Origin of the sequence: Streptomyces sp. NPDC093018, from assembly GCF_040684035.1 — a bacterium.
GTDB lineage: Bacteria > Actinomycetota > Actinomycetes > Streptomycetales > Streptomycetaceae > Streptomyces > Streptomyces murinus.
In genome coordinates, this window is sequence record NZ_JBFBFF010000010.1 from 107,629 (window position 1) to 128,444 (window position 20,816).

Here is a 20,816-nt window from a genome sequence, read left to right on the forward strand (position 1 = left end):
GACCATCGCGCCCGGTGCTGTTTGTCTGTGTCCGTGTCGAATGTGCGCCTTCTAGAGGGCCCCCGCACCACCTGAGCCTCGCGCCCCGAAGCGAGAGCCGCGGCCCGTCCCGCGCCCCTACCCGGGCGAGTGGGACCCGAGGGCCGTACCGCGCACACCACGTTCTCTCCGCTGCACCGCCACCCGAGAACCGTGCCGCGTACCCCACGAACGCACGCAACGCACCCGTGCCCGGGCACACCCGCGCCCGCGCACTCGACAGTGACGGAAATCCTGTGATCACCACATCGGGCCTGACCAAGGTCTACCGCTCCCGCGGCCGCGATGTCACCGCCCTCGACGGCGTCGATCTCCACGTCCGCGAGGGCGAGGTCTACGGCGTCATCGGCCAGTCCGGCGCCGGCAAGTCCTCGCTCATCCGCTGCGTCAACCTGCTGGAGCGCCCCACCTCCGGCACCGTGACCGTCGCCGGTCAGGACCTCACCGCCCTGGCCGGCCGCGGCCCGCGCGCGGGCCGGGAACTGCGCCGGGCGCGCAGCCGGATCGGCATGGTCTTCCAGCACTTCAACCTGCTGTCCTCGCGGACCGTGCAGGACAACATCGAGCTGCCGCTGGAAATCCTCGGCACCTCCGGGAAGGAACGTTCCCGCAAGGCGCTGGAACTGCTGGACCTGGTCGGCCTCGCCGACAAGGCCAAGAGCTACCCCGCCCAGCTCTCCGGCGGTCAGAAGCAGCGCGTCGGCATCGCCCGCGCCCTGGCCGGCGACCCCAAGGTGCTGCTCTCCGACGAGGCCACCAGCGCCCTCGACCCGGAGACCACCCGCGCCATCCTCCAGCTGCTGCGCGACCTGAACCGGCAGCTCGGCCTCACCGTCCTGCTCATCACCCATGAGATGGACGTGGTCAAGTCGATCTGCGACTCCGCCGCCCTGATGGAGAAGGGCCGGATCGTGGAGTCCGGCACGGTCAGCGAGCTGCTGGCGACCCCCGGCTCCCAGCTGGCCGCCGCGCTGTTCCCGGTGAGCGGCGAACGCACCGGCGCGGAGCGCACCGTCCTCGACGTCACCTTCCACGGCGAGGCCGCGACCCAGCCGGTCATCTCCCAGCTGTCGCGCACCTACAACATCGACATCTCGATCCTCGGCGCCGCCATCGACACCGTCGGCGGGCTCCAGATCGGCCGGATGCGCATCGAACTGCCCGGCCACTACGAGGACAACGTGGTGCCCATCGGCTTCCTGCGCGAGCAGGGGCTCCAGATCGACGTCGTGGGCCAGGAGTCCGCACTGGTGAAGGAAGGTGCCAAGTGACCTGGTCCGAGATGCAGCCGCTGTTGTCGGACGCGTGTTCCCAGACGTTCGACATGGTGCTCTGGTCCACCCTGATCGCCATCGTCGTGGGCCTCCCGCTCGGCCTCCTCCTCGTCCTCACGGACCGCGGGGGCCTGCTCCAGAACGTCGTCGCCAACAAGGTGATCGGCCAGATCGTGAACGTCGGCCGCTCGCTGCCGTTCATCATCCTGATGGTCGCCCTGATGAGCTTCACCCGCTGGGTCACCGGGACGACGATCGGCACCGCCGCGGCGGTCGTACCGCTCGCCATCGGCGGCATCCCCTTCTTCGCCCGCCTGGTGGAGACGGCCGTGCGCGAGGTGGACGGCGGGCTCGTGGAGGCCGTGCAGTCCATGGGCGGCAACACCTGGACCATCGTCCGCAAGGTGCTCGTCCCCGAGTCCCTGCCCTCCCTGATCGCCAGCACCACCACCACGGTCATCGCCCTCATCGGCTACTCCGCCATGGCCGGCACGGTCGGCGGCGGCGGCCTCGGCGACCTCGCCGTCCGCTACGGCTACCAGCGCTTCGAGACCGAGCTGATGTGGATCACCGTCGGCATCCTCGCCGTCGTCATCTCCCTCATCCAGTTCGCCGGCGACTTCGCGGCCCGCGCCCTGCACCACCGCGGCGGCCGCTCGGGCCCCGCGCCCAAGCTGCGGCTGCTGAAGGCCAAGGAGACCGAGAAGTCCGAGAAGACCGAGGATCCGGGCCCGGCCGAGGTCACCAAGGCCGCCTAGCAGCACCCCCAGACTCCCCGTCGCCCACCCGTCACCCGACCACCACCCCTCAACGAGGCGCTCCGCGCCACACCCCCTCATCCGGGGTCGCACCACCCATAAGGAAAGGCACTTTTCGTGCGTAACACCGCCAAGCTCACCACCGCCGTCCTCGCCGCCGCAGCCCTCACCTTCGGGCTGACCGCCTGCGGCTCCGGCAAGTCCTCCGCCTCCCACGACTACAGCGGGCCGCTGGTCGTCGCCGCCAGCCCGGTCCCGCACGCCGAGATCCTGAACTTCGTCGAGAAGAACCTCGCGAAGAAGGCCGGGCTCGACCTCCAGGTCAAGGAGTTCACCGACTACATCACGCCGAACACGGCGACCGAGGACGGCTCGGTGGACGCCAACTACTTCCAGAACCAGCCGTACCTGGACGACTTCAACAAGAAGCGCGGCACCCACATCGTGCCCGTCGTCACGGTGCACCTGGAGCCTCTCGGCCTGTACTCCCACAAGGTCAAGAAGGCGGACGAGCTGAAGAGCGGTGCGACCGTCGCCGTCCCCAACGACGCCGTCAACGAGGGCCGCGCCCTCAAGCTGCTCGCCGACAACGGGCTCATCACCCTGAAGTCCGGCGCGGGCAACGACGCCACCCCCGAGGACATCGCCAAGAACCCCAAGCACCTCCAGTTCAAGGAGGTCGAGGCGGCCCAGACCCCGCGCTCCCTGGACGACGTGGACGCGGCGGTCGTCAACGGCAACTACGCCATCTCCGCGGGCCTCAAGCCCGCCAAGGACGCCCTCGTCCTGGAGTCCGCGAAGAACAACCCCTACGGCAACTTCCTCGCGGTGAAGAAGGGCAACGAGAACGACCCCCGGGTCAAGAAGCTCGCCAAGCTCCTCACCTCGCCCGAGGTCAAGAAGTTCATCGAGGACAAGTACCAGGGCTCGGTCATCCCGTCCTTCTGATCCGGCCACCGGCAGCGCACGGCACCGCGACGCACGGGGTCCGCTCCCTCACCGGGAGTGGACCCCGTCGTGCGGTTCAGTGGTTTCATGCTGCATGCTGGGCAGTTCAGCAGGTACTTACGAAGGCTACGGAGCGGCGCATGACGAGCACCTTCCCCAACATCTCCATCAGCACGGAGCGGTTGGTGCTGCGCCCCCTCGACGAGGACGACGTACCCGCGCTGGCCGAGATGATGAACGACGAGCAGGTCGCCGCCTGGACCGATGTGCCCCAGCCGTTCACCGAGGCCGGCGCCCGGCGCTGGATCGGCGAGCAGGCGCCCGCCGAACGCGCCGCGGGCCGCGGACTCGACCTCGCCGTCACCGAGTTCCTCACCCAGCGCCTGGTCGGCATCGTCCGGCTGACCCGCACCGACTGGCGCATCCGCGCCACCGAGCTGTCGTACATCGTCGCCCCCTGGGCCCGCGGCGAGGGCTACGCCTCCGAGGCCGCGCTCGCCACCGCCCGCTGGCTCTTCGGCGACCAGCGCTTCGAGCGCATCGAGCTGCGCACCGCGGCCGACAACACCGCCTCCCAGCAGGTCGCCCAGAAGATCGGCTGCATCAGCGAGGGCGTGCTGCGCAACGCGTGCATAGTCCATGTACGCACCGAGGACGACGGCTGGGCCGATCTGCGCACCGACTTCATCGTGTGGAGCCTGCTGCCGGAGGACCTGGAGGGCGCCGACGAGCAGCTCGCCGACACCAGCGGCTTCACGTCGTACGCCGACTGGAACTGATCCCCGCCACGGCCGCCCGACCGGGTACCCTCACGGAGCCCGCCCACGGGCCTCGTACCCCTGACGACCTGCGAAAACCTGGAGATGGACGACGATGGCCGACCGGGTCACGGTGATCGGCTGGGACGGCTCGCCGCTGACCGAGGCGGCACGCTCCGCGCTCGGCGCCGCCACCCTCGTGGCAGGCGCGGCCCACCATCTGGCACTGCCCGAGGTCCCGCCCCTCGCCGAACGCATCCGGCTCGGCAGCGTCGCGCTCGCCGCCCGCCGGATCGCCGGCCACCGCGGCACCGCGGTCGTGCTCGCCGACGGCGACCCCGGCTTCTTCGGCGTCGTACGCACCCTGCGCGCACCGGAGTTCGGCCTGGAGGTGGAGGTCGTCCCCGGCGTCTCCTCCGTCGCCGCCGCCTTCGCCCGGGCCGGGATGCCCTGGGACGACGCCCAGGTCGTCGTCGCCCACCCGCGCACCCTGCGCCGGGCCGTGAACGTCTGCCGCGCCCACGCCAAGGTGGCCGTCCTCACCTCACCGGGCGCGGGCCCCGCCGAACTCGGCCTCCTCCTCGCGGGCGTCCACCGCACCTTCGTCATCTGCGAGGAACTGGGCACCGAACGCGAACAGGTCTCCGTCGTCACCTCCGACAACGCCCCCGACCACACCTGGCGCGACCCCAATGTCGTCATCGTCATCGGCGGCCCGGTGGGCGCGGCCGAGGACGGCGGCTGGATCGCCGGCCGCGACCCGGGCACCGGCCCGCGCGGCTGGGTCCAGCCCGACGAGGCGTACGGCGACGGCACCGCGCTCGGCGAGGGCGAGACCGAGCTGCTGCGCGCCGCCCAACTCGCCCGCCTCGGGCCCCGGGTCGGCGACCTCGTCTGGGACATCGGCTGCGGCTCCGGCGCGTTCGCCGTCGAGGCGGCACGCGCCGGCGCCGCCGTCATCGCCGTCGACCGCGACCCGGCCGCCTGCGCCCGCACCGACGGCGCCGCCCGCCGCTACGGCGTCCAGCTCCAGGTGGTGCACGGCAGCGCCCCGCATGTCCTGGAGGACCTGCCCGAACCCGATGTGGTCCGGGTCGGCGGCGGGGGAGCGGCCGTGGTCTCGGCGGTCGCCGACCGGCGCCCGCAGCGCATCGTCGCCCACGCCGCGACCCGCGACGCGGCCGAACTCGTCGGCCGCGACCTGACCGAGCACGGATATCGCGTCGAGTGCGCCCTGCTCCAGTCCGTCGAACTCGACACCCGGGCCTGGCGGGAGACCGAACGGAACGTCGCGTTCCTGCTCAGCGGCGTACTGTCCGATCGCCCCGTGATCCGGTAGTCGTACCGCGCGCGGTAGGCTGGCCGATCGTTGTACCGCACCGGTGGCCCGGAACTTCGTTCGCCAATGTCCGGAACGCACGCCCGTTTTGGGTCGGGGTGGTACGGCGAACCCGTGGACGCGCAACGTGGCGTAGTCCACAGCGGCCTGTCGCGGATCATGCTGTCGCGACGGCGCAACGACCGGGACAATGCCACTGAATGGCTTTGTCGCCTTTTCCGGCGGGTCGTTCGTGCCGCTGGGCACGGACGCTCGTTCTTCACTATGGGGCGGTCGGTGTGCCGTTCCGGGTGAGCTGGTCGTAGGAGCACTAACCGATGGGGCGAGGGGTACGCATGACCGACACCGGCCAGGTCCCGGGCGAGGGACAGCCGGAGAGCGCAGGCATGGTGGAGCAGCCGGGCGTCACCGCGCACGGTGCGTACACCTACCTCTCCGAGGCCCCCGCCGAGGACGAAGACCTGCTGCTGCCGGGCGCCCAGGGCGCATGGGGCAACGAAGTGCCACCGCCCGCTCCGGAGCCGGTGGTCGAGACCCTGCACGAGGCCTCCGGCCATGACACGGGCTCCGTGGACCTGGGCGGCGTCCGCCTCCCGTCCGCGCAGGAGACCTCGGCGCCGCGCCGTCCGCTGCACCTCGGCCCGCCCATCCCCGACACCTCCGCGGGACCGGTCCGCACCCTCGCCGACCGCGGCCCCGAGTACCTCGACGCCCAGCCGCTGAGGGAGATGGGCCCGCAGAGCGCGGCCCCCTGGGGCGCGGCCCCGGCGGGTACGGCCGTGACGGCGCCGGTCATCGGCCAGGCACCGGGCGCGGTGGAGACCGCCCCGGACGCGGCCCAGCTGCCGGGCGTGGCGGAGACCGGACAGGTCGCCGTGCAGGTGATCGGCGTGCCGGTGGCCGCGGCCGAGGCCGTACCGGTCGCCGTCGAGGCGCCGGAGCCGATCGCCGACGTGGCCGCCGACGCCGAGGCGCCGGGTACGGCTCCGGACGCGGTCGTCGTCGTTCCTGAGGCGCCGGGCGCGGGGGCCGTGGCGGTCGCCGAGCCGGTCGCCGGGGAGGCGCCCCAGGTGCCGGTCGCAGAGCAGGTGCCGGTCGCCGAAACGGTTGACCCGGCGCTCGCCGGAACGCCGGAGACCGCCGCCGGTGAGGTCGCCGCGCAGGCGCCCGCCCCCGAGCAGGCCGTACAGGATGAGGACGGTCCGCGGCCCCTCGACAGTCAGGATGGCGCGGGGGCGCCGCAGGTTCCGCAGGGACCCGAGGTTTCCCAGCAGTTGGCGGCCGAGGGCACGGAGAGCGTGCCGGTCGCCGCGGAGCCCGTGCCGGTGCCGGACGTCCAGGTGGTCGAGGCCGTCGCGGAAGCGGCCGCTCCCGTGCCGCCGGTCCAGGAAGCGCAGGCCGTCGAGGCGGCGGCTCCCGTGGCGGACGCGCCCGCGCCGACCGAGGCTCGGATTCCCGGTGCCGCCGCGCCGGTCGCCGAGGCCGTTCAGCCGGTCGCCGTCGAGCCGGTGCAGGTGGCCGAGCCGGTCGAGGCAGCCCAGCAGCCCCAGTCGCCCCAGCCGGTCGAGGCCGTCGCCGTCCCGGTGCCGGACGTCCAGCAGGCTCCCGAAGCCGTGGCTCCTGGCGCCGAGGCCGTCCAGCAGAACGAGCCGATCGAGTCGGTCGAGCCGGTCACGGCTGAGGCCGTCGAGGCCGTACAGGCCACCGAGCCGGTCGAGCCCGTCGCCGTCGAAGCTGTCGCCGTCGAGCCCGTCCAGGTGATCCAGCCGGTCCAGCCCGGCGCCGCCGAGGCGGCTCAGCCCGCCCAGCCCGTGGCCGTCCCGGTCGAGCAGGCCCAGCCGGTCGAGGCCGTCGAAGTGCCCGCCGCCCTCGCCCCGGACGCCCAGCAGGTCCAAGGCCCGCAGCCGGTGGAGCCCGTCGTTCAGGACGCCCCGGCCGTGCCCGGCGTCCAGCAGCAGCCGGAGCCTGAGGCGCAGCCGGTGGCCCAGGACCCGGTGGTGGCCCAGGCGGCTCCCGTCGCCGAGCCCGTTCCGGCCGGCGCCCCCGCCGTACCCGCGCCCCAGCAGCCCGCGGACGTCACCCCTGCGCCCGTAGCCGCCGTAGCCGCGGACCCGCAGGCAGACGTCAACGCCGTGGCGGCCGAGGCCGCGCAGCCGCAGGCCGTCGCCGAACCGGCACCCGCCGCACCCCCCGCACCCGTCGCCCCCGCCGCCGAGCAGCCGCAGGCCGTCCCGGCACCCGTCGAGGCTCCGCTGCCCGCCCCGGCCGAGATGCCCGCCGAGGCCCCGGCCCAGCAGAGCGCCGTGCCGACGGACGCCCCCGTGCGGCCCGCTCCCGCCGAGCAGTCGCCCGGGGCCCTCCCGGAGCCGGCTCCCGAGCAGCCGCTCGGGGAGTTCGTGCCGGTGGAGGGGCAGGTGCCGAGCGCGCCGCATCTCGCGCCGACCCCGCCGCACCCCCTCGTGCTGCCCGCCCAGGGACCTGCGGCGGGGGCCACCGTGCCCGCGCCCCGGGAGGCCGAGGCCCTGCCGCACGCCGAGGTCCCGGAGCCCGCCGCCGAGCAGGGGGAGACCCCGGCCGAGGCGGCACCGGCGCCCGCGCCGGGGCCCACCGGACCCGCCGCCCCCGGCTACGACGACGCCGAGCGCGAGGCCGTGCTCAAGGTGATGCGCGAGCGCCGCGACATCCGCAACGGCTTCCGCAAGGACCCCATCCCGCACGAAGTGCTGCTCCGCGTCCTGGAGGCCGCGCACACCGCGCCCTCCGTCGGCCACTCGCAGCCCTGGGACTTCGTCGTCATCCGGTCCGCCGAGACCCGCAACACCATGCACGAACTGGCCGTGCGCCAGCGCGAGGCGTACGCGAAGTCGCTGCCCAAGGGCCGGGCGAAGCAGTTCAAGGAACTGAAGATCGAGGCCATCCTCGACACCCCGGTGAACATCGTCGTCACCGCCGACCCCACCCGCGGCGGCCGGCACACCCTGGGCCGCTACACCCAGCCCCAGATGGCGCCGTACTCCGCCGCGCTCGCCGTCGAGAACCTCTGGCTCGCCGCCCGCGCCGAGGGTCTGGGCGTAGGCTGGGTCAGCTTCTTCGACGAGCGCGAGATGGTGCGGGCCCTCGGCCTGCCCGAGCACCTGGAGGTCATCGCCTACCTGTGCGTCGGGTACGTCGACGAATTCCCGGACGAGCCCGAGCTGATGCAGGCCGGCTGGTCCAAGCGACGCCCCCTGTCCTGGGTGGTGCACGAAGAGACGTACGGCCGCCGCGCCCTGCCCGGAGAGGAACCCCACGACCTGCTTGCCGAGACCGTCGCCCAGATCCGCCCGCTCGACGCCAAGGCCCTCGGTGAGGCCTGGGAGCGACAGAAGCGCATGACCAAGCCGGCCGGCGCGCTCGGCATGCTGGAGATCATCTCCGCGCAGCTGTCGGGCCTGTCCCGGCAGTGCCCGCCGCCGATCCCGGAGCCCGCGGCCGTCGCCATCTTCGCGGGCGACCACGGTGTGCACGCCCGGGGCGTCACCCCCTGGCCCCAGGAGGTCACCGGCCAGATGGTGGCCAACTTCCTGGGCGGGGGTGCGGTCTGCAACGCCTTCGCCGCCCAGGTCGGCGCCGAGGTGTGCGTCGTGGACGTCGGCGTCGCCGCCGACCTGCCCGCCACCCCCGGACTGCTGCCCCGCAAGATCCGCGGCGGCACCTCCGACATGACCGCGGGGCCCGCGATGAGCCGCGAGGAGGCCAAGGCCGCCATCGAGGTCGGCATCGAGACCGCCCGCGATCTGGTCGCGGCCGGCAACAAGGCGCTGCTCACCGGTGAGATGGGCATCGCCAACACCACCGCGTCCGCCGCGCTGATCTCCGTCTTCACCGGCACCGACCCGGCCGAGGTCACCGGCCGCGGCACCGGCATCAACGACGAGACGCTGGCCCGCAAGACCGAGGTGGTCCGCCGCGCCCTGGACCTCCACCAGCCGGACCCGTCCGACCCCATCGGCGTCCTCGCGGCCCTCGGCGGCTTCGAGCACGCGGCGATGGTCGGCCTGCTGCTCGGCGGCGCGTCCCTGCGCACCCCGGTCATCCTGGACGGCGTGAGCGCCGGTGCCGCGGCCCTGGTGGCCCGCGCCATCGCGCCCGAGGTCCTCGCGGCCTGCATCGCCGGTCACCGCAGCGCCGAGCCGGGCCATGTCGCGGCCCTCAACAAGCTGGGCCTGCGCCCCCTGGTCGACCTCGACCTCCGCCTCGGCGAGGGCACCGGCGCCCTGCTCGCCCTGCCGCTGGTGCAGAGCGCGGCGAGAGCGATGCACGAGGTGGCCACGTTCGACTCGGCGGGAGTCACCGAGAAGTAGGTGCTACGGCACCGCGGTCCCGGGCGCGGCCCGGTGGGTGGTTGTGCCCACCCACCGGGCCGCCCCTGCCCACCCCCCGGACACCCGTCCCGCCACCGCCCTCCGTCACCGTAAAATCCGCACGTCAGGGCCACCACAACGCCCCCGGAGGAGCCATGGCCGAACACCCCGCCTACCCCGTAGGTCTGCGCCTCTCCGGCCGCCGCGTGGTCGTCCTCGGCGCCGGACAGGTCGCCCAGCGTCGGCTGCCCGCCCTGATCGCGGCCGGCGCGGACATCGTGCTCGTCTCCCCCGAGGCGACCCCCTCCGTCGAGGCCATGGCGGACGCGGGCGAGCTCACCTGGCACCGGCGGCGCTACACGGACGGCGATCTCGCCGACGCCTGGTACGCGCTCATCGCCACCAGCGACCCCGAGGCCAACACCGCCGCCTCCGCCGAGGCCGAGCGGCACCGCGTCTGGTGCGTCCGCTCCGACGACGCCGACCGGGCCACCGCCTGGACCCCCGCGACCGGCACCAGCGAGGGTGTCACCGTCGCCGTCCTCACCACGGACGCCCGCGGCCGCGACCCCCGGCACACCGCCGCCATCCGCGACGCGGTCGTCGAGGGCCTGCGCGACGGCACCCTCGTCGCCCCCCACCACCGCACCCGCGCCCCCGGCGTCGCGCTCGTCGGCGGCGGCCCCGGCGACCCCGATCTGATCACGGTCCGCGGCCGTCGGCTGCTCGCCGAGGCGGACGTCGTCATCGCCGACCGGCTCGGCCCCCGCGACCTGCTCGCCGAACTCCCGCCGCATGTCGAGGTGATCGACGCGGCGAAGATCCCGTACGGCCGCTACATGGCCCAGGAGGCCATCAACAACGCGCTGATCGAGCACGCCAAGCAGGGCAAGTCGGTCGTACGGCTCAAGGGCGGCGACCCCTTCGTCTTCGGGCGGGGCATGGAGGAGGTCCAGGCGCTCGCCGAGGCCGGCATCCCCTGCACCGTCGTCCCGGGCATCTCCAGCTCCATCTCGGTGCCCGGCGCGGCCGGCATCCCGGTCACGCACCGGGGCGTCGCCCATGAGTTCACGGTCGTCAGCGGCCATGTCGCCCCCGACGACGCGCGTTCGCTGGTCGACTGGCCCTCGCTGGCCAGGCTCACCGGCACCCTGGTGATCCTGATGGGCGTCGACAAGATCGGGAAGATCGCCGAGACGCTCGTCGCGCACGGCAAGGCCCCCGAGACCCCGGTCGCCCTGGTGCAGGAGGGCACGACGGCCGCGCAGCGCCGGGTCGACGCCACCCTCGCCACGGTCGCCGAGACCGTCCGCACCGAGGACGTGAAGCCCCCGGCGGTCATCGTGATCGGCGCGGTCGTGACCGAGGGCCCCGACCGGACCGTCTGACCGAATACCCCCTTGATCACGCGTAACCTCGGGTAACGCACCTCTACCCAGCCGTTGGCACCACACCCAGGACAAGGCAGTATCACCCTGTGGCCGATCTCATCACCGTCGAGGACCCCGACGACCCGCGCCTCGCCGACTACACGGACCTGACCGACGTCGAGCTGCGCCGCAAGCGCGAGCCCGCCGAGGGCCTGTTCATCGCCGAGGGCGAGAAAGTCATCCGCCGGGCCAAGGAAGCCGGCTACGAGATGCGCTCCATGCTGCTCTCGGCCAAGTGGATCGACGTCATGCGCGACGTCATCGACGAACTTCCCGCCCCCGTCTACGCCGTGAGCCCCGAACTCGCCGAGCGCGTCACCGGCTACCACGTGCACCGCGGCGCCCTCGCCTCCATGCAGCGCAAGCCGCTGCCCACCGCCGCCGAACTGCTCGGCTCCGCCCGCCGCGTGGTGGTCATGGAGTCGGTCAACGACCACACCAACATCGGCGCCATCTTCCGCTCCGCCGCCGCCCTCGGCATGGACGCCGTGCTGCTCTCGCCCGACTGCGCCGACCCGCTGTACCGGCGCAGCGTCAAGGTGTCGATGGGCGCCGTGTTCTCGGTGCCGTACGCCCGCCTGGAGAATTGGCCGAAGGGCCTGGAGCAGGTCCGTGAGGCCGGCTTCACCCTGCTCGCCCTCACCCCGGACGAGAAGGCCCGCAGCCTGGACGAGGCCGCCCCGCACACCATGGACAGGGTCGCGCTGATGCTGGGCGCGGAGGGCGGCGGCCTGTCCAGGCAGGCCCTGGTCGCCGCCGACGAATGGGTCCGCATCCCGATGTCCCACGGCGTCGACTCGCTCAACGTGGGCGCGGCGGCCGCGGTCGCCTTCTACGCGGTGGCGACGGGACGACCCCGGCCCTGACCGGGGACTCCCCTAGATTCCGGCGCCGCGCCGGGTGGGGGAGGACCCGTACGGGTCGTCGTACGGCCGCTCGTCTCCGGCCGCTCGCGCGCGCTCGGCCGACAGCTGCTGCGACTGCCGTACGTCCGTCCCGGCGCTCCCGCCGGACGCGCCCCCGAACCCGTCGCCCAGCCCCCGGGCCGGGCCCTGGCAGCCCTGGGCCAGGGCGATACCGAGGGCCACGAGCAGGGTCACCACGAAGAACACGGTGAGGCGCTGACGCAGCAGGCGGGGGTTGGCGGGGCGCAGCCCGGTCTTCGTGGTGCGCGGCGCCGGACGCCGGGCACCGCCGCGGGCACCGGGACGGCTGCCACCGGTGGACCGGGGGCCACCGCCCCGCTGCTCGGGGGCGGGCCGCGCCGCCCCCGGACGCGAGGGAGCGCCGCCGGCCCGTGAACCGCCCCGCGAGGGCACCCCGCCCCGGGGGCCCGCGCCGCGCGGCAGCGGTGTGCCGGGAGCCTGGCGGCGCGCGGCACGCCCCGGTTCGGGGTAGGTGTCGACGAGCCGCCCGGTGGGCCGGTCCGCCTCCGCCGCGCGCGGGGACGGCGGCCGTACCTCGCCCAGACCCTGGGCCTCGCGGGCCGCGATCTCCTTGAGCCGCAGCGACAGTTGGAGGGTGCTGGGCCGGTCCTCGGGGTTCTTGGCGAGACAGGCCCGGATCAGCGGGGCGAGCGCGTCGGGCACACCGTGCAGATGCGGCTCCTCGTGCACCACGCGGTACAGCATCACCTCGGAACTGCCGTGTCCGAAGGGGGAGTCGCCGGTCGAGGCGTAGGCGAGGGTCGCGCCCAGCGAGAAGACGTCGGTGGCCGGGGTGACGGCGGCGCCGCGCACCTGCTCGGGCGCGAGGAAGCCGGGGGAGCCCACGGCGGTGCCCACATGGGTGAGGGTGGAGGCGCCGGTGGACCAGGCGATGCCGAAGTCGATGATCCGCGGCCCCTTGGGGGACAGCAGGATGTTGGAGGGCTTCAGGTCCCGGTGGACCACCCCCGCCTCGTGCACCGCGACCAGGCCCTCGGACAGCGCCGCGCCGATCGCCGCAGCGTCGGCCGCGAGCAGCGCGCCCTCGTCGGCGACCCGGTCGTGCAGCGAGGGCCCGGGGACGTACTGGGTGGCGAACCAGGGGCGGTCGGCCTCCAGGTCGGCGGCCACCAGCCGGGCCGTGCAACCGCCCCGGATACGGCGGGCCGCGGAGACCTCGCGCGCGAAACGCGAGCGGAACTCCTGGTCCTCGGCGAGATCGGGCCGGATCACCTTCAGCGCGACCCGCTGGCCCTTCTTGTCGGAGCCGAGGTAGACCACGCCCATCCCGCCCGCGCCGAGCCGTCGGTGAAGCCTGAACGAGCCGACGACGCGCGGGTCCTCGCGCCTCAGGCGCATCATCGCCATGTTCATCCCCGCTGCCCGGTCCCTCTGACGTGGCACAGCTTACGTTTCCCGGGCCGCCCGCGCGCAGAGGCCGCGCCCTCTCGGCGCGACGGATTGTGCGCGCCACGCCGGTGAGGTGAGAGACGGTCAGGACGGCAGCGCCCGCCGCCCTCCTGACCGTCCGTCACCGTCAACCGGGCGCGACCGAGGGGACGTTGACCCCGTCGCGACCAGGGGCCGCCTTCCTCTCCGCCCTTCCCGCGCCCCACCGCGGACACCCCGTCCCACCCGTCGCCGACCGGCACCCGGACCGCGCCCGGCAGCCGTCCCATGACCGTCCCGAGTGATCGAAGTCACGCGTTCCGGGGCGCCGCCCGCATCCGACATGCCCGACACGGTGGGCCACCCCTCAGGGATGACCCCGAGACCCGGGACCGGCTCTCCACCCTGGGGAGTAGACCGCGGCCGGGGGCTCATCCTCCGGGAGGCCCGCCAATCGGTACGAGGGCATGACGCCCGGTTCGGGCCCCGCGCCTAGATTTGAGGTCAAGCGGCGGGTGCAGCGCTCGTCCCCCGAGGTCGGACACCCGCCGCTGTGAAGAGAAGCCACAAGGACAACACGAGACGGTCAGGAGAGGGACCATGACCCACCCGGCACCGCGACGTCCCACGTTCGCACCCCGCCGCGCGGGTCGCCGCCACCCCTTGGTGGCGACACTCATGGCCCTTCCCCTGGCGGCCCTGCTCCTGCTCGTCTTCGACGGCTGGGAGACGGTGGCCACACAGGCGTCGTCCGTGGGTGCGATGCTGGGGCGCTGAGCGGCGACCCCAGGCCCGAAAGAGCGGTTCGGGCGGGGACATCCATCCATGAAACCCCGTGGGGACGGGGGTGCGGCGGACGGCACATATGCCGGCGCAGCTGGGGAGCTGCGCCGGCATCGCCGTTTTCCGGGCGCGGTGCGCTGTGCCGCCGGGCGCGGCCCCGCCATGGGCCGCCCGCGCACCGGAACCGGCACCCTCCACTCCACCGTCGTACCCCTCACTTCACCCCCGACCACCCGAAGGCCCCGTGACCATCCTCCCCGCGCTCACGGCACACATCAGCGCCCCAGGCGCCCCCGCCGGTGCCCCCACCACCCTCGCCGACCGCCCCGACGCCACCGTCCTCCGCCTCGGGGACACCGTCGTCAAGGCCCACGCCCCCGGCACCGACCCCGCCGAGCTGACCCGGCGCCTCGAAACGGCCGCCGGGCTGTCCGGCATCCTGCTGCCCCCGCTCACCCCCACCGCGGAGAAACTGCACGACCGCCTGGTCACCTCCTGGCCGTACGGCACCCCCGTGGACCCCGACACCCCCAGCGCCGCCCCCTGGGAAGCTGTGGCCACTCTCCTCGCCCGGCTGCACCACAGCACCCCCCACCCGGCGCCGCCCCCGATGCGCGGCCCCGCCAAGGCCGCCCGCGCCGTCACCCGGCTCCGCGCCGCCGTCCGCGTGCGTCCGCACCCCGCCGCCCGCCCCGTCCTCGACGCCTGGTCCGCCCTCCCCGCCTGGGCCCGTGCCCAGGCCCCGATGCCGGGCCCCGCCCTCCTCTGCCACGGCGACCTCCACCTCGGCCAACTCGTCCGGCACCCCGCCCCCGACGGCCCCTGGCGGCTGATCGACGTGGACGACCTGGGACTCGGCGTCCCCGCCTGGGACCTCGCCCGCCCCGCCGCCTGGTACGCCTGCGGACTCCTCCCGCCCGCCGAGTGGACCCGCTTCCTGACCGCCTACCAGGAGGCGAACGGCCCCGCCGTGCCCGCGACCGGCGACCCCTGGCCCGCCCTGGACGTCCCGGCCCGCGCCCTCACCGTCCAGACGGCCGCCCTGGCGATCACCAAGGCGCTCGCGGCGGACCGCCCGCTGGACGAGATCGAGCAGGCCGTCGTCGACGCCTGCGCCCGCATGCCCGCACGGTGACCCGGAGGCTTCCGTAAAAACATTGCAACCACGGAGCGGTGAAACGGAGTCTGTGCTGGGGAACCACCAAGCAGTACCGACCGGCGAGGAGTTGAGCCGACGATGCAGTGTCCGAAGTGCCACGCACCCATGCAGACGTACAACCGCAGCGGCGTCCAGATCGAGCAGTGCGGCGGGTGCCGCGGCATCTTCCTCGACTACGGCGAGCTGGAGGCGCTGACCCAGGTGGAGTCCCAGTGGTCCAAGCCCGTCCCGCCGGCCCCGCCCGCCGCCCCGGGGGGCTACCCGGCCCCGTCCGCGCCCGCCTGGGGCGCCCCGTACGGCGGCCATGGCGGCGGTCACGGCGGTGGGCACTACGAGCACGGGCATCATGGTCATCACGGCCACCACGATCGCCACCACCGGAGCTTCACGCACATGCTGTTCTCCAGCTGAGGCCCACGCAGAAGCCCCCGGCCGTGGGAACGGCCGGGGGCTTCTCGGTGTGTGGACGATACTGGGATTGAACCAGTGACCTCTTCCGTGTCAGGGAAGCGCTCTCCCGCTGAGCTAATCGTCCGCGGACAGTGATCCGGGGATCACGGTCAGTGCGCGATACTGGGATTGAACCAGTGACCTCTTCCGTGTCAGGGAAGCGCTCTCCCGCTGAGCTAATCGCGCGGGGTGGTCTTCGAGAGACCCGGGATCTCCGGACGGACCGGGGATCCAGTGGACGATACTGGGATTGAACCAGTGACCTCTTCCGTGTCAGGGAAGCGCTCTCCCGCTGAGCTAATCGTCCTTGGAGGTGGAGACGGGATTTGAACCCGTGTAGACGGCTTTGCAGGCCGTTGCCTCGCCTCTCGGCCACTCCACCAGGAGTGTAGGGGATCGGGATGACCCCTTCTTCCTTCGAGCGGACGACGAGGCTCGAACTCGCGACCTCAACCTTGGCAAGGTTGCGCTCTACCAACTGAGCTACGTCCGCTTGTCGTTTCGGTCCGCTTCCGCGTCCCGGCGACGTGTTGAACTCTAGCGGATTCCCGGGCCAGTACAAAAACGCGTTTGCGCAGCGTGCTGCGGTGCACCCGGCGGACCCGGTGGTCAGGGGCCCCTCCGGGACATCCCCGGGTCACCTCCGGGACACCCACCTAGACTCGGGCACGTGCTCCACCATGCTCCTGGCCTTCCCCCTCTGGCCCGCTTCGGCGACCGACTCGCCACCGGCCTCCTCGATGTCACCAGCGATCCCGCCGCCCTGGAGTCCACCGGCTTCTGGGCCGTGTGCGCGGACTTCGAGGGCCGTCTGACCTGCGCACGCTTCGCGGACGTACGACCTGCCCCGGTGCCCGCCCCGGCGCCCGGCGGCTGGCACGGCCCCGCGGTGGGAGACTGGGCCACCTCCCTGGACCGCGCCGCCTACACCGCGGCCGTCCGCCGCATCCGCGCCCACATAGCGGCCGGCGAGGTCTACCAGGCCAACCTCTGCCGGGTGCTCAGCGCGCCGATCGCCCCGGACGCCGACGTGGACGCCCTGACCGCCCTGCTGGCCCGCGGCAACCCGGCGCCGTACGCGGGAACGATCCGGCTGCCCGCGCACGGCGTGGAGATCGCCACCGCCTCCCCGGAACTGTTCCTGCGCCGCTCCGGCCGCACCGTGGAGTCGGGCCCCATCAAGGGCACCGGCCGCACCGAGGCGGACCTGCTGGAGAAGGACTACGCCGAGAACGTGATGATCGTGGACCTGGTCCGCAACGACATCGGGCGCGTCTGCGCCACCGGCAGCGTCACCGTCCCCGACCTGTGCGTCGTGGAGAAGCACCCCGGGCTCGTCCACCTCGTCTCCACCGTCCGCGGCGAACTGCGCGCCGACGCCGGCTGGCCCGAGCTGCTCGGCGCCGCCTTCCCGCCCGGCTCCGTGACCGGCGCGCCCAAGTCCAGCGCCCTGCGGATCATCGAGGCCCTGGAGCCGGTACCGCGCGGCCCCTACTGCGGGGGCATCGGCTGGGTGGACGCCGACCGGGGCACCGCCGAGCTGGCCGTGGGCATCCGCACCTTCTGGATCGACCGCGCCGAGGGCGTCCTGCGCTTCGGTTCCGGCGCCGGGATCACCTGGGGGTCGGACCCGGAGGGGGAGTGGCGGGAGACCGAACTGAAGGCGTCCCGGCTGCTCGCGGTAGCGTCGGGGTCGTACGAGGCGAGTGGAGAGGCGTGCGCATGAGGATCTGGCTGGACGGCGGGCTGCGGGACGCGGATTCCGCCCGGGTCTCCGTGTTCGATCACGGGCTGACCGTCGGCGACGGCATCTTCGAGACGGTGAAGGCGGCCGAGGGGCGCACCTTCGCGCTCACCCGGCACCTCGACCGGCTGACCCGCTCGGCCCGGGGCCTCGGGCTGCCCGACCCCGACCACGACGAGATCCGCGAGGCGTGCGCCGCCGTGCTCGCGGCCAACCCGATGCCGCTCGGCCGGCTGCGGATCACCTACACCGGCGGCCACGGCCCGCTCGGCTCCGACCGCGGCGAGCACGGCCCGACGCTGGTGGTCGCCCTCGGCGAGACCGCCCGCCGACCCGACAGCACGGCCGTGATCACCGTCCCCTGGACCCGCAACGAGCGCGGCGCGCTGACCGGCCTGAAGACCACCTCGTACGCCGAGAACGTCGTCGCCCTCGCCCGCGCCCACGAACGGGGCGCCTCCGAGGCCCTGTTCGCCAACACGGTCGACCAGCTGTGCGAGGGCACCGGCTCGAACGTCTTCGTCGTCCTGAACGGCGAGATCCACACCCCGCCGGTCTCCTCGGGCTGCCTTCCCGGCATCACCCGGGCCCTCGCCGTCGAATGGACCGGCGCCACGGAGACCGACCTCCCGCTCGACGTGCTGGACCGCGCCGACGAGATCTTCCTGACCTCCACCCTGCGCGACATCCAGGCGGTGCACCGGGTGGACGACCGCGAACTCCCGGGCGCACCGGGCCCGGTGACCGCCAAGGCGATGCGGATCTTCGAGGAGCGGTCGGGGCAGGACCTCGACCCGCGCTGACACGCCGACCGATCCGCCGGGGCGTGCGGCGAGGTCCCGCCGTCCCGGGACGGCCCTTGCCGCCCGGCCATTCCGCACGACCCCGGCTCCGCTCCCGGCTCCCGGCCTCGCCGCCCGGCCCCGGCTTCCGGCCGGCCTTGGCCCCGCCCCGGCTCCCGGCCCTGGTCCCAGCCTCGGCTCTCGGCCCCGCCGCCCTGTGTCGGCCCCGGCTCCGCTCCCGGCTCCCGGCCTCGCCGCCCGGCCCCGGCTCCCGGTCGGCCCTGGCCCCGACTCTCTGTCCCGGCCCCGGCTCCCGACTCCAGCCCTGGCCCCGGCTCCCGGCCTCGCCGCCCGGCCGCGGCCCTGGTCCCGACTCCCGGTGAACCGCCCGAACCGGCTGACCCGGCCCGTGCGGTGGGGAGAACACGTGGGTAGAACAGCTGTGATGACCACGACCCTGCGGCCGGCCGAGCCGCTTCAGCAGCACCCCGACGGCACGCGTTCGCGCCGCTACCAGGTGTGCGTGAACAGCCGTCCCGTCGGCGAGATCCGCCTCGGCACCTCGCCGACCCTCGGGGACACGGTGGGCCGCATCGACGAACTGCGGATCGCCGAGGGGGACCGCCGCCGCGGCCGGGGCACGATCGCCGCGCTCGCCGCGGAGGAGGTGGCGCGCGGCTGGGGCTGCCGGCAGATCGAGACCGTCGTACCCGCGGCCTCGGCGGACGGCGCGCTACGGCTGTTCGACGCCCTCGGCTACACCCTCCGCAACCGGGGCATGGAGAAACGCCTTGCCGCCGCCCCGCCCGCACTGCCGCCGGATCTGCGCGAACGGCCCATGACCGAGGCGGAGTTCGCGGCCTGGCAGACCCGCGAGCACGAGCGCTACGCCCGCAACTGGGCCGAGCGCGGCGTCCCCGAGACCGTCGCCCGCGCCAAGGCCCACGACGACCAGGCCCGGCTGCTGCCGCACGGCCTCGTGACCGACGGCATGCTCCTCAGCGTCCTGGAACGCGCCGGAACCCGGGTCGGCACCCTGTGGCTGGCCCTGCGGGAGGACAAGGCGTACGTGTACGACGTCGAGACCGCCGCTGCCGAGCGCGGCCGGGGGCACGGCAGGGCCCTGATGCTCCTCGCGGAACGCCAGGCACTGGCATCCGGCCGACCGCTCCTCGGCCTCAACGTGTTCGCGGGCAACACCCCGGCGGAGCGGCTCTACGAGTCGCTCGGCTACGAGACGGTGACGTACTCCCTGGCGAAGCCACTGCTGTAGGCGGGGCGACGTCGCACGGTGCCGCCCCGCCTACCCGTACCCGAGGGCCTCAGCCCTCCTGCTCGGCCAGCAGCCGGTCCGCGATCTCCTCGATCCGGGCGCGCAGCCCCTCCTGGCTCTTGCCGCCGTCCAGCCGCTCGCCGCCGATGACGTACGTCGGGGTGCCGGTCACGCCGATCGCCTTGCCCTCGGCCTGGTCGGCGTCGACGATCAGGATGTGCCGGCCGTCGATCAGCGCGGTGTCGAATTCCTCGGCGTCCAGACCGAGTTCACGGGCCACCTCGACCAGGAGGGGTTCTCCCGTACGGCCCAGCTCGTCGACCCGCGCCAGGACGGCCTCCACGTACGGCCAGCCGTCGCCCTGCGCCAGCGCCTCCTCGACGGCCTGCGCGGCGGCGAAGGCGTGCTTGTGCCGCTCCAGCGGGAAGTGCCGCAGCCGTACGTCCAGCCGGTCGCCGTAGCGGGCGCGCAGGGCGCGCACGTCGTCGAGGGCGGTACGGCAGTCGGGGCACTGGAGTTCGCACCAGACGTCGAGGACGACGGCGTCGGCGCGCACGGGGGAGGAGTCGCTCATACGCCCCAGTCTCCCAGGCCGGCCACGACCACCCCAATCCGGACCTGGGCACGCGTCCGCGGCGCCCCGTAGGGGTTCGGCACCGCCGCCCCCCTTCGCGTGCCCCGCCACCGGCACCCGAGGAGGAGGCGACCCGGAGATCACCCTGATCTGTGGCCGGGGCCGTGGCCCCGCAGGGGGCGGGCGGTGCAGGATGGAAGGGACGAAGCGCACGTCGGCCCGGCCGTGGTGCCGCTTCCGTCGTACGTGCCTGCCACCCGACCGAGCCCGCCTGGAGGACCGGATGATCGCCGAGACAGTCTGCTCCGCCGTGTCCGCGGCGGGCCTGGGAATCGCGGTGGTCACGGCCTACCGCAGACGCTTCCTGGCGGCCGCCCGCATCGCGGCCTACTCGCTGGTGCCGGTCGGCCTGGTGATGACCGGCGTCGTGGGCTGGCTCTCGGACACCGCCCTCAGCCCCACCGCCTGGGCCGGCTTCGGCGTGCTGGCTGGGGCCTGGCTGCTGTTCGCCACCACCCGCGCGGTGGAGCGCCGCAGGACCGGCGCGGGCGCGGAAGGCGGCGCGGCGGCCGGCACCGGTTCGATACGCCCGGGCACCACGGCACCCGCCTCCGCCACCCCGGCCCTGCGCCAGGGCCGGGACAAGGGAGCGGCGCAGGGACAGCCGCAGGGACAGCCGCAGGGCCAAGGCAAGCGCCCGGCGTCCGGCGACGACTTCAGCGACATCGAGGCGATCCTCAAGAAGCACGGCATATGACAGTCACATGACTCGCCGGATCGTCACAGTGGGTCCGCGGACGTCCTGATTCGTTCACCAGCCGAAGCGAGCCGGAAGCAAGATCATGGG

16 protein-coding genes and 5 tRNA genes are annotated in these 20,816 nt (G+C 73.8%); 14 read left to right on the plus strand and 7 right to left on the minus strand.

Annotated features, from left to right (window positions below; genetic code table 11):
• The first annotated feature begins 275 nt into the window (after positions 1-275).
• From AB0N90_RS22745 to AB0N90_RS22780, 8 genes are all read left to right on the plus strand, one after another.
• Positions 276-1,310, plus strand: coding sequence for an ATP-binding cassette domain-containing protein (locus AB0N90_RS22745; RefSeq protein ID WP_358670141.1), 1,035 nt, complete (start codon positions 276-278; stop codon positions 1,308-1,310).
• On the plus strand, positions 1,307-2,071 hold the full coding sequence (locus AB0N90_RS22750) for a methionine ABC transporter permease (RefSeq protein WP_361680063.1): 765 nt from the start codon (positions 1,307-1,309) through the stop codon (positions 2,069-2,071). The genes AB0N90_RS22745 and AB0N90_RS22750 overlap by 4 nt, the downstream gene beginning before the upstream one ends.
• Positions 2,072-2,188: 117 nt before the next feature.
• Positions 2,189-3,019 carry a MetQ/NlpA family ABC transporter substrate-binding protein gene (locus tag AB0N90_RS22755; RefSeq protein WP_365199311.1) on the plus strand — a complete coding sequence of 277 codons (831 nt, stop codon included), beginning with the start codon at positions 2,189-2,191 and terminating at the stop codon, positions 3,017-3,019.
• Positions 3,020-3,159: 140 nt separating this feature from the next.
• Positions 3,160-3,798: a GNAT family N-acetyltransferase gene (locus AB0N90_RS22760; RefSeq protein WP_361680057.1), complete on the plus strand. Its 639-nt coding sequence runs from the start codon at positions 3,160-3,162 to the stop codon at positions 3,796-3,798.
• Between the two features lie 94 nt (positions 3,799-3,892).
• The gene (gene cbiE / locus AB0N90_RS22765) at positions 3,893-5,116 is read left to right on the plus strand and encodes a precorrin-6y C5,15-methyltransferase (decarboxylating) subunit CbiE (RefSeq protein WP_361680054.1); all 1,224 of its coding nucleotides are present in this window, start codon (positions 3,893-3,895) and stop codon (positions 5,114-5,116) included.
• 335 nt (positions 5,117-5,451) lie between these two features.
• Positions 5,452-9,459, plus strand: coding sequence for a nicotinate-nucleotide--dimethylbenzimidazole phosphoribosyltransferase (gene cobT, locus AB0N90_RS22770; RefSeq protein WP_365199314.1), 4,008 nt, complete (start codon positions 5,452-5,454; stop codon positions 9,457-9,459).
• A gap of 155 nt (positions 9,460-9,614) precedes the next feature.
• A complete protein-coding gene (gene cobA, locus AB0N90_RS22775) occupies positions 9,615-10,847 on the plus strand; it encodes a uroporphyrinogen-III C-methyltransferase (protein WP_365199316.1) in 1,233 nt (410 codons plus the stop codon).
• Positions 10,848-10,936: 89 nt separating this feature from the next.
• A complete protein-coding gene (locus AB0N90_RS22780; protein WP_093681345.1) occupies positions 10,937-11,755 on the plus strand; it encodes an RNA methyltransferase in 819 nt (272 codons plus the stop codon).
• A 12-nt stretch (positions 11,756-11,767) separates the two neighbouring features.
• Here AB0N90_RS22780 and AB0N90_RS22785 read toward each other — a convergent pair whose 3' ends face one another.
• Positions 11,768-13,189: a protein kinase gene (locus tag AB0N90_RS22785; RefSeq protein WP_365199319.1), complete on the minus strand. Its 1,422-nt coding sequence runs from the start codon at positions 13,187-13,189 to the stop codon at positions 11,768-11,770.
• Between the two features lie 1,042 nt (positions 13,190-14,231).
• Here AB0N90_RS22785 and AB0N90_RS22790 point away from each other — a divergent pair.
• Both AB0N90_RS22790 and AB0N90_RS22795 read left to right on the plus strand, forming a co-directional pair.
• Positions 14,232-15,122, plus strand: coding sequence for an aminoglycoside phosphotransferase family protein (locus AB0N90_RS22790; RefSeq protein ID WP_365199321.1), 891 nt, complete (start codon positions 14,232-14,234; stop codon positions 15,120-15,122).
• Positions 15,123-15,224: 102 nt separating this feature from the next.
• Positions 15,225-15,557 (plus strand): zf-TFIIB domain-containing protein, encoded by a 333-nt coding sequence (locus AB0N90_RS22795; protein ID WP_301491732.1) that lies wholly within the window; start codon positions 15,225-15,227, stop codon positions 15,555-15,557.
• 52 nt (positions 15,558-15,609) lie between these two features.
• Here AB0N90_RS22795 and AB0N90_RS22800 read toward each other — a convergent pair.
• From AB0N90_RS22800 to AB0N90_RS22820, 5 genes are all read right to left on the minus strand, one after another.
• Positions 15,610-15,681 (minus strand) — tRNA-Val (locus AB0N90_RS22800).
• A 29-nt stretch (positions 15,682-15,710) separates the two neighbouring features.
• A tRNA-Val gene (locus AB0N90_RS22805) sits at positions 15,711-15,782 on the minus strand.
• Positions 15,783-15,831: 49 nt separating this feature from the next.
• Positions 15,832-15,903: transfer RNA gene (locus AB0N90_RS22810), tRNA-Val, on the minus strand.
• 1 nt (position 15,904) lies between these two features.
• A tRNA-Cys gene (locus AB0N90_RS22815) sits at positions 15,905-15,978 on the minus strand.
• 38 nt (positions 15,979-16,016) lie between these two features.
• Positions 16,017-16,089 (minus strand) — tRNA-Gly (locus tag AB0N90_RS22820).
• Between the two features lie 177 nt (positions 16,090-16,266).
• Between AB0N90_RS22820 and AB0N90_RS22825 the strand changes: the two genes are divergently transcribed.
• From AB0N90_RS22825 to AB0N90_RS22835, 3 genes are all read left to right on the plus strand, one after another.
• Positions 16,267-17,322: a chorismate-binding protein gene (locus AB0N90_RS22825; protein WP_365199324.1), complete on the plus strand. Its 1,056-nt coding sequence runs from the start codon at positions 16,267-16,269 to the stop codon at positions 17,320-17,322.
• Positions 17,319-18,143: an aminotransferase class IV gene (locus AB0N90_RS22830; protein ID WP_093680667.1), complete on the plus strand. Its 825-nt coding sequence runs from the start codon at positions 17,319-17,321 to the stop codon at positions 18,141-18,143. The genes AB0N90_RS22825 and AB0N90_RS22830 overlap by 4 nt, the downstream gene beginning before the upstream one ends.
• A 424-nt stretch (positions 18,144-18,567) precedes the next feature.
• Positions 18,568-19,395: a GNAT family N-acetyltransferase gene (locus tag AB0N90_RS22835; RefSeq protein ID WP_365199327.1), complete on the plus strand. Its 828-nt coding sequence runs from the start codon at positions 18,568-18,570 to the stop codon at positions 19,393-19,395.
• A gap of 49 nt (positions 19,396-19,444) precedes the next feature.
• Here the strand turns inward: AB0N90_RS22835 and AB0N90_RS22840 are convergent, their stop codons facing one another.
• On the minus strand, positions 19,445-19,969 hold the full coding sequence (locus AB0N90_RS22840; protein WP_365199330.1) for a DsbA family protein: 525 nt from the start codon (positions 19,967-19,969) through the stop codon (positions 19,445-19,447).
• 283 nt (positions 19,970-20,252) lie between these two features.
• On the opposite strand from AB0N90_RS22840, the gene AB0N90_RS22845 reads away from it, so the two are divergent.
• On the plus strand, positions 20,253-20,726 hold the full coding sequence (locus tag AB0N90_RS22845; RefSeq protein ID WP_365199333.1) for a hypothetical protein: 474 nt from the start codon (positions 20,253-20,255) through the stop codon (positions 20,724-20,726).
• The last annotated feature ends 90 nt before the right edge of the window (positions 20,727-20,816 follow it).